The following is a 7,920-nucleotide window of genomic DNA, read 5'->3' as shown; positions in this document are numbered from 1 at the left end:
GAGCCTTCCATGGCGCATGAACTGCTTACCCCCGATTCCTGTGCTCTCGCGTTGATCGACCATCAGCCACAGATGTTTTTCGGCACCCATTCGCACGAGCGCACGGGCGTGATGCACAACGTCCAGATTCTGGCCAAGGCCGCGAAGCTTTTTAAAGTGCCGACCATCCTCACGACGATTGCCGCCGACACATTCAGCGGCCATCTCGTTTCGGAGGTGCAATCCGTATTTCCCGAGCTGAAGCCGATTGACCGCACATCGATGAACTCTTGGGAAGACACCGCTTTCCGTAAAGCAATCGAAGCCACGGGTAAGAAAAAAATCGTCATTGCCGGTCTGTGGACAGAAGTGTGCGTCGCGTTTCCGAGCGTTCAGATGCTCGCGGAAGGCTATGAGATCTACGTGCCGACCGACGCCTGCGGCGACATCACGGAAGAAGCCCACGAGCGTGCAGTCCAACGCATCATCCAGGCCGGAGCTGTGCCGATGACATCGCTGCAGTTCATGTGCGAACTGCAGCGTGACTGGGCACGCAGCGAGACGTACAACGGTTGCATGGACATCTTCAAGGCGCATAGCGCCTACGGTATCGGCGTGCGCTATGCGCAGCAGATCCTCGGCGCACACGCGAGCGAGGCGGGCTAAGTCGCCTAAGCCGCATTAGCGAGTGCATCGGTCCGGCGTATTGTGCGCCGGGCCTTATCGTACGAGGGTGACATGACAGTACCGAACGATGCCGCCGTTTACGCGGACGCCGTTTTCTTCAATGGCAAGATTGCGACCCAGGATGACCGACGTTCTTTCGTCACGGCGCTTGCAGTGAAAGACGGCAAAATTCTCGCGACGGGCAATGACGCAGCCGTGATGCAGCGCGCCCATTCAGCGACGAAGAAAGTCGACCTGAACGGTCGCACCGTCATTCCGGGACTCAACGATTCACACCTCCATGTGATTCGTGGTGGCCTCAACTTTAATCTTGAACTGCGCTGGGACGGTGTTCCCTCGCTGTCAGACGCGCTAGCGATGTTGCGCCGCCAGGTCGCGAAGACCCCGGCTCCGCAATGGGTCCGCGTGGTCGGCGGCTGGAACGAACTTCAGTTCGCCGAGCGCCGCGGTCCGACGCTCGAGGAAGTCAATGCGATTGCGCCGGAGACGCCGGTATTCATCCTTCACCTCTATGACAGCGCCATCCTGAACGGCGCGGCGCTGCGTGCCGTGGGCTATACGAAGGACACGCCCAATCCTCCAGGCGGTGAAATTCAGCGCGACAAGCAGGGTAACCCGACAGGCATGCTCATCGCGAGGCCGAACGCGGGCCTCTTGTATGCCACGCTTGCAAAAGGCCCGAAGCTGCCTCTTGCGGACCAGACAAATTCGACCCGTCACTTCATGAAGGAGCTGAATCGTCTCGGCGTGACGAGCGCGATCGATGCCGGCGGCGGCTACCAGGCCTACCCTGACGACTATGCCGTGATCATGGACCTCGCCAAACGTGGCGAGCTCACCCTGCGCATCGCCTACAACCTCTTTACTCAGAACGCGAAAAAGGAAATCGACGACTTCGCGAGCTGGGTGAAGATGACCAGACCCGGCGAAGGCGATGACTTCCTCAGAATGAACGGCGCCGGAGAGATGCTGGTTTTTTCGGCCGCGGACTTCGAAGACTTTCTGGAGCCGCGCCCGGACCTTCCGGCATCGATGGAAGAAGAACTGGAAGCGGTCGTGAAATTACTCGTGCAAAACCGCTGGCCGTTCCGGCTTCACGCGACCTATGACGAGTCCATCGACCGCTTCCTGAACGTATTCGAGCGTGTCAACCAGGACGTGCCGTTTGCAGGCCTGCGCTGGTTCTTCGACCATTGCGAGACGATCACTCAACGGAACATCGACCGGATCGCAGCGCTCGGTGGCGGGATTGCCGTACAGCATCGGATGGCGTACCAGGGTGAGTACTTCATCAATCGCTATGGTGCGGAGGCGGCTGCTCGAACCCCACCCATTCAGAAAATGCTGGCAGCGGGTCTTCCAGTGGGTGCGGGCACTGACGCAACCCGTGTCGCGAGTTTTAATCCGTTCGTGTCGTTGTACTGGCTGGTGTCCGGCAGAACCGTGGGAGGCACTCAGTTGTACGGCGCCGACAACCGGCTCGATCGCATGGAGGCGCTGCGCCGCTACACGGTGGGCAGCAGTTGGTTCTCGGGCGAAGACGACCGCAAGGGCGCACTGATCCCGGGTCAGTTCGCTGACTTCGCCGTACTGACAGATGATTACTTCACCTGTGACGAACTGCGGATCAAGTATCTGACGTCGGTGCTGACGGTAGTGGGTGGCAAGGTCGTGCACGCAGACGAGGATTTTGCCGATCTCGCTCCTGCGCCATTACCGGTAAGTCCTTCATGGTCGCCCGTTGCCGAGTTCGGTGGTTACAGCCGGTACAAACCCGCTGCGATCAATAGCCAGGCCTGTGTCGACGGTTGCGTGAAGCTTTGCGGAATCCATGCGCACGGGCACGCGTGGGCATGGCGCAGCAATGTTCCGGTTGGCGACAGTAACGCCTTCTGGGGAGCGCTCGGCTGTAGTTGCTTCGCGTTCTGACATTCCGACAGTCCAGGGTTCCCAACCGAAGTGCGCCCGCCAGAAATGCCGGGCGCACAAAGCGAAATCCTTTTCAATCCGGGCCGCATATGCAGGCTGAAAAAGCTGACACAAAGGTGTTTCTGGTCGATATGGGACTGTTGTATCTCAGGATTGCGGCAAGTATTCTCCTGCTAGCCGTCCACGGCCTGCCGAAGGTTCTGCACTACTCGAGTGAGGCCGCTGCAATTGAAGATCCCTTTCACTTCGGCAAGACCTTGTCCATATCCTTTGCGATTTTCGCCGAGGTGATATGTCCACCACTAATCATTCTGGGAATTGCGACGCGCCTCGCCGCGTTGCCGATTCTGTTCGTCACAGTCATCGCGCTTGTTTTTGTGCACCGCGACTGGACTTTGGCTCAAGGTCAGTTTGCGTGGATGCTTTTGATTCTGTTCGGAACCATAGCGATTGCGGGTCCGGGCCAATATCGAGTGAGTAGATGGGGAAAATGGCAACGACCCGCCGGTGGGACCGGCGATAGACGTTCCGAATCCGGCCGTCGCGAGATCTAACAATGCGCGCGCGCTGTGGCCCAGCGGAAACGATGAAGAAGAATGTGGCGGCTAAAGGTGGATGGTGCGTGCGTACCGGGTTATAGGAGCGCCCTTTAGCGAGTTCAAAAAGTCGGAGATTACGGCCAAGGAGAGGGGCTATGACGGTGACGATTGCAGGAATAGCAATCCCGGACACCCCAATGGCGCGCGCAGCCACGATAGCGGGGCGCGGCAATGCGCCGGATATCCTGTTTCGACATTCGTCGCGTGTTTTTCTGTTTGCGTCGTTGCTTGGCGCGCGCAGAGACGCGACGTTCGACCCGGAGTTGCTTCACGTCGCTGCTACTTTTCAGAACTTCGGACTGGCAGCGCGGTTCCGCGATTCGAAGCGGCGTTTTGAAGTGGACAGTGCCAACGCCGCAAGGCACTTCCTGCTCTACTACGGCATTCCCGAGCGAGAGATCATTGAAGTATGGAACGCAGTTGCACTGCATACGACCTTCGGCATCAGCGACCATCCCTGCGCACTCGTCGGACTATTGAGTGCCGGCGTGGAGACTGACCTCATGGCATTGCACTTGGACGAAATAACGGAAAGCCAGCGACGCGAGGTACTACTCGCGTTTCCGCGCGAACGTGGCTTCAAATCCCTCGTCATCGAAGCGTTTGCCGAGGGTATGTGGTGGCGGCCGGAAACGACCTTCGGGACTGTCAATGCGGACGTACTCGACCGCTGCGACCCGAACTACAAACGCATCAACTATTGCGGACTGATTCTCGGCTCCGACTGGGCCGATTGAAGTCGATTGTGAATGTCCATCATTCTGGCGTTGCAAGAGGTAGCCAATGAACTGTCCGCCGGCGCCAGGTTCAATCAGATAACTTTTTAAATGCAAGTGGCCGGACGATCCGCCCGCACATCACGTCACTAACGTAGGTCAGGAGTTCTTCATGGCACACCAGTCACCCTCCCGCCTGTTCATCTCGGCAGGCATCGCGTGCGCGCTAGCGTTGAGCAGCTTCGCTCCGTCGACGGCTAACGCAGAGGCGGATTACCCGACAGGAACGTCAACGACGCCGGTCGTCTCTGTCGGTCCGCAATACGACACCACGCACGTGTACGTTCCGAACGACGACATCGACGCCTTCGTCAACAGCTTCATCGGCACGTTCGGCGGCAAGGCATCGCCGCGGGCCGTCTTTACGGTGACACCGACCCCGAGTAAGACCGCCTCGCAATACGTGCAAACGCCGGTTGGCATGTTGTCGGTGTTCGCGTTCCAGACGCCGATTCCCTATCCTTTTGGTGCGGAACGCACGGGCTACCTGGTGACGGATATGGATAAGGCCGTGCGCGCAGCGCGGGCGGCAGGTGCCGACGTCATGGTGGAAACCTTCGACGACCCGATTGGGAAAGACGCGCTGATTCAATGGCCGGGCGGCGTCAACATGCAGTTGTACTGGCATACGAAGGCGCCGTCGTATGCGCCTCTCGAAAGCGTGCCGGACAACCGCGTATACGTCTCGAAGGGTGCGGTGGAGAAATTTGTCCGCAGCTTCGTTCGCTTCTCACATGGGAAGGTCGTCTCCGATAACCGTCACGCCGATGCCGGGACGATCGGCCGGCCGGGTGAGACAGTGCGTCGTATTCGTATCGAATCGGGCTTCGGGCGGATGGTGGTGTTCGCCACGGACGGGAAGCTTCCTTACCCGTTCGGCCGTGAAACGACGGGTTATCAGGTTCAAGACCTTGCCGCCGCCCTCGACAAAGCGCAAGCAAATGGCGTGAAGGTGCTGTTTCAGCCGTACCAGACGGACAGCGGCAAAACCGCAGTCGTCGAGTTCCCCGGCGGCTACGTCGCCGAGATCCACGACGTGGCGGCACAATGACGAGTGTTCGGTCGAGGCCGCTTGCGTACGCCAATACGGCTGCGGCCTTGTATCTCGCCGCAGCGGGAATGGCCTTCGGCGTTGCCGATGCAGCGCGTGCCGACACCGACGAGCCGACCGCACCCGCCGCCGCGAATGCGCAAGCAACCACGTGCACGGCGCAACGGCCTTCGGTGATGTTCAATCGCTGGCAGGAGAACTGGTCGGTACTCGCGAATCCGTGTGTCCCGCGTGCGCCGCTCGATGGGCTGAAATACATCCCGCTCGGCGGTGACCCGAATTCGTATCTCTCGTTGGGAGCGAACCTGCGCGAGCGTCTCGAAGTCAACGATGCGCCGCTCTTCGGCATCGGCTCGGGCCGTTCGGACACCTACCTCATACAGCGGGCACAGGTCAGCGCCGATGCTCGTATCGGGGAGCATCTTCAGTTTTTTGTGCAACTCGAAGACGCCCGCGCTTTCGGTAAAGACGCGGTCACTCCCGTCGACAAAAACCCGCTCGATCTCGAGCAGGCGTTTGTGGCGTGGGTGAGCCCGCTCGGCGGAGGGACCGTCAAGTTTCGGATCGGGCGCCAGGAGATGGCGTTCGATTTGCAGCGCTTCATCTCAGTACGCGACGGTCCTAATGTCCGCCAAACCTACGACGGTATCTGGGCGGACTACGAATACGCGAAATGGCGCTTCATCGGTTACGCGACGCAGCCCGTGCAGAATCGCGATGTGACCGCTTTCGACGACGTGTCCAACAGGAACCTGACATTCAGTGGCGTTCGCTTCGAGCGTCAGGGAGTCGGGCCCGGTGACCTCTCCGGTTACTATTCGCGCTACAACCGGAGCAACGCCCGGTTCCTCGACGCAGTAGGCGACGAACATCGGGACGTGTTCGATTTGCGTTACACAGGCAAGGTGGGACGCGCGGATTGGGACGTGGAGTCCATGCTGCAAACGGGGCACGTCGGCGACAGCACCATCGGTGCATGGGCAGTGGGGTCGCTCGCGGGTTATACGCTGGACGCGCCGTGGACGCCCCGCATCGGCATTCAGGTCGATGCCGCTTCGGGCGATAGACATCCGGGAGACGGCCGTGTGGAGACATTCAACCCGCTATTTCCGAACGGCTACTATTTCACGTTGGCCGGCTACACGGGCTACGCCAACCTGATTCACATCAAACCCTCGATCACGCTGAAGCCGTCGAACCGGCTTTCATTGCTGGCTGCGCTTGGCTTTCAATGGCGCGAGACCACCGGCGACGCGGTCTATGCGCAGGGCAATGCGGTCGTTCCCGGCACCGCTGGAAAAGGCACGCTTTGGACGGGAATGTACGTTCAGCTCAGAGCCGACTGGACCATCGCGGCCAACCTGATTGGCGCGGTCGAGGCCGTGCATTTCCAGGTGGGCGATTCGATTCGCAACGCGGGTGGGAGCAACGCCGATTACATCGGCGTTGAGCTGAAGTATGGCTGGTAATGCTTCGGCTGCGTGGATTAGCGAGTGGATTGACGCTTCGATCCGCGCATGGATCAGATATAGGAAATGAAACGGTCGATGAGGTCGGGAAGGTCCAGTTGCTCGACCCACCATTGCAGCGCCCGGCCGCTCTCGTCGTCTCGCCACGCCAGGTAGCAATAGGTGACCTCGCGCATGCCGTTCACTCGTTTCGGTACCAGCCTTCCCTCTTCGATTGCTCGTGCTGCAATACACTCCGGAAGTGTTCCTGCCGCCAATCCCTCGCACTGCGCCTCCAGCTTCGCCGCAAGAGTCGGCACGGCAATGCACGGCTGGTTCGCGCCAGATGCCACCGTTCTGGGCGCCAGTTCGCGCGAGGTATCACTAATCACGGCGCCGCGATATTGCATCACGATGTCCATCGAAACAGGTTCGGGCAACGCGGCGAGCGGATGGCTGGGAGCAACGGCGAAGATATGGCGCAACGAACCAATTGGACGCGCCACCAGATGAGGCAGTTGCGGGGGCTCGCCCGCGGCGCCAATCACAAGGTCCGCGCGTCGCGTAATCAATGCGTCCCACGTTCCGCCAAGCACTTCGCGTGAGAAGCGCAGGTGCGTATCCATGTCGAGGCCGTAGAAATCGTGGACGTATGGCCACATCGCCTCGAATGGCAGGATCTCGTCCAGGCAGATCCGAAGTTCTGCCTCCCAGCCGTCCTGTACCCGTTTGGCTTTGCGTTCGAGCTGTTCACCCGCGAACAGCAAACGTCGCCCTTCTTCAACAACGACCCGCCCGGTGTGAGTGAGCTTGACGCGCCGGCCGCTGCGGTCAAACAACTCCACGTCGAGGTCGCTCTCCAGCTTCTGAACCAGATAGGTAAGCGACGAAGGAACACGGTGCAGCAGTTCGGCGGCCTCGGTAAACGTACCGGTCCGGTCGATGGCATCAAGCGCCTCGAGCACCTCAAATGACAACTTCATCACTGGTTTCCTTTTAGATCGATTCCATCAGAGTCGATGTCTGACTCACCCAAAAGCGCTTATCGGCAGCACGATGTCACGCATCAACGCATCAGCTTGTCACTTTGAATGCATGCGGAATGGCGCGCAATGGCAGAGGTCGGAACTTCATAACTTTTCAGGTCATTGCAGGGGCATTCAGCGAGGCGCAACGTACGACTTCGAAAGGGCTGCCGCGCGATGCTCCCACATCATGTCTCGATCGCCTTCAATCATATGATCAAAATCCGACGAAGACGATGGTCTCAACCGGGCCAGTTCCAGCGCAACGTCAAGAGGCAGTAACTAAGTTAATTCAAGGATGTTTAAGGTGCAGCTTAGGACTTTAAAGCCTCGTTTCAATAACATTGGGAAACCGAACGTCCCAGTGAGTTCTGTCGTCTGAAATTAGGAACCGGTCAGTTCACAACACTATGGCACATCGTCGCG

The 7,920-nt window shown here is 59.2% G+C and carries 7 protein-coding genes; 6 read left to right on the top strand and 1 reads right to left on the bottom strand.

The genetic code is table 11. The features are described 5' to 3' along the window. Window positions 1–9 precede the first annotated feature (9 nt). The 6 genes from QOC89_RS06885 (at window position 10) to QOC89_RS06860 (ending at window position 6,490) form a co-directional block, all read left to right on the top strand. Window positions 10–645, top strand: coding sequence for a hydrolase (locus QOC89_RS06885; protein WP_323044340.1), 636 nt, complete (start codon window positions 10–12; stop codon window positions 643–645). Between the two features lie 72 nt (window positions 646–717). Next, window positions 718–2,595, top strand: a complete 1,878-nt coding sequence (locus tag QOC89_RS06880) for an amidohydrolase (RefSeq protein ID WP_323044339.1) — start codon at window positions 718–720, stop codon at window positions 2,593–2,595. A gap of 89 nt (window positions 2,596–2,684) precedes the next feature. Then, window positions 2,685–3,149: a DoxX family protein gene (locus QOC89_RS06875; protein WP_323044338.1), complete on the top strand. Its 465-nt coding sequence runs from the start codon at window positions 2,685–2,687 to the stop codon at window positions 3,147–3,149. 140 nt (window positions 3,150–3,289) lie between these two features. Beyond that, window positions 3,290–3,931 (top strand): phosphohydrolase, encoded by a 642-nt coding sequence (locus QOC89_RS06870; RefSeq protein WP_323044337.1) that lies wholly within the window; start codon window positions 3,290–3,292, stop codon window positions 3,929–3,931. A gap of 151 nt (window positions 3,932–4,082) precedes the next feature. After that, window positions 4,083–5,021, top strand: a complete 939-nt coding sequence (locus tag QOC89_RS06865; protein WP_323044336.1) for a glyoxalase — start codon at window positions 4,083–4,085, stop codon at window positions 5,019–5,021. Further along, entirely contained in the window at window positions 5,018–6,490 is a 1,473-nt protein-coding gene (locus tag QOC89_RS06860; RefSeq protein ID WP_323044335.1) for an alginate export family protein, read from the top strand. The genes QOC89_RS06865 and QOC89_RS06860 overlap by 4 nt, the downstream gene beginning before the upstream one ends. A gap of 53 nt (window positions 6,491–6,543) precedes the next feature. On the opposite strand, the gene QOC89_RS06855 is transcribed toward QOC89_RS06860, so the two are convergent. Next, on the bottom strand, window positions 6,544–7,452 hold the full coding sequence (locus QOC89_RS06855; protein ID WP_323044334.1) for a LysR family transcriptional regulator: 909 nt from the start codon (window positions 7,450–7,452) through the stop codon (window positions 6,544–6,546). Window positions 7,453–7,920 lie beyond the last annotated feature (468 nt).

Origin of the sequence: Paraburkholderia sp., assembly GCF_034668105.1 — a bacterium.
GTDB lineage: Bacteria > Pseudomonadota > Gammaproteobacteria > Burkholderiales > Burkholderiaceae > Paraburkholderia.
This window is presented reverse-complemented; position numbering and strand designations above follow the sequence as displayed.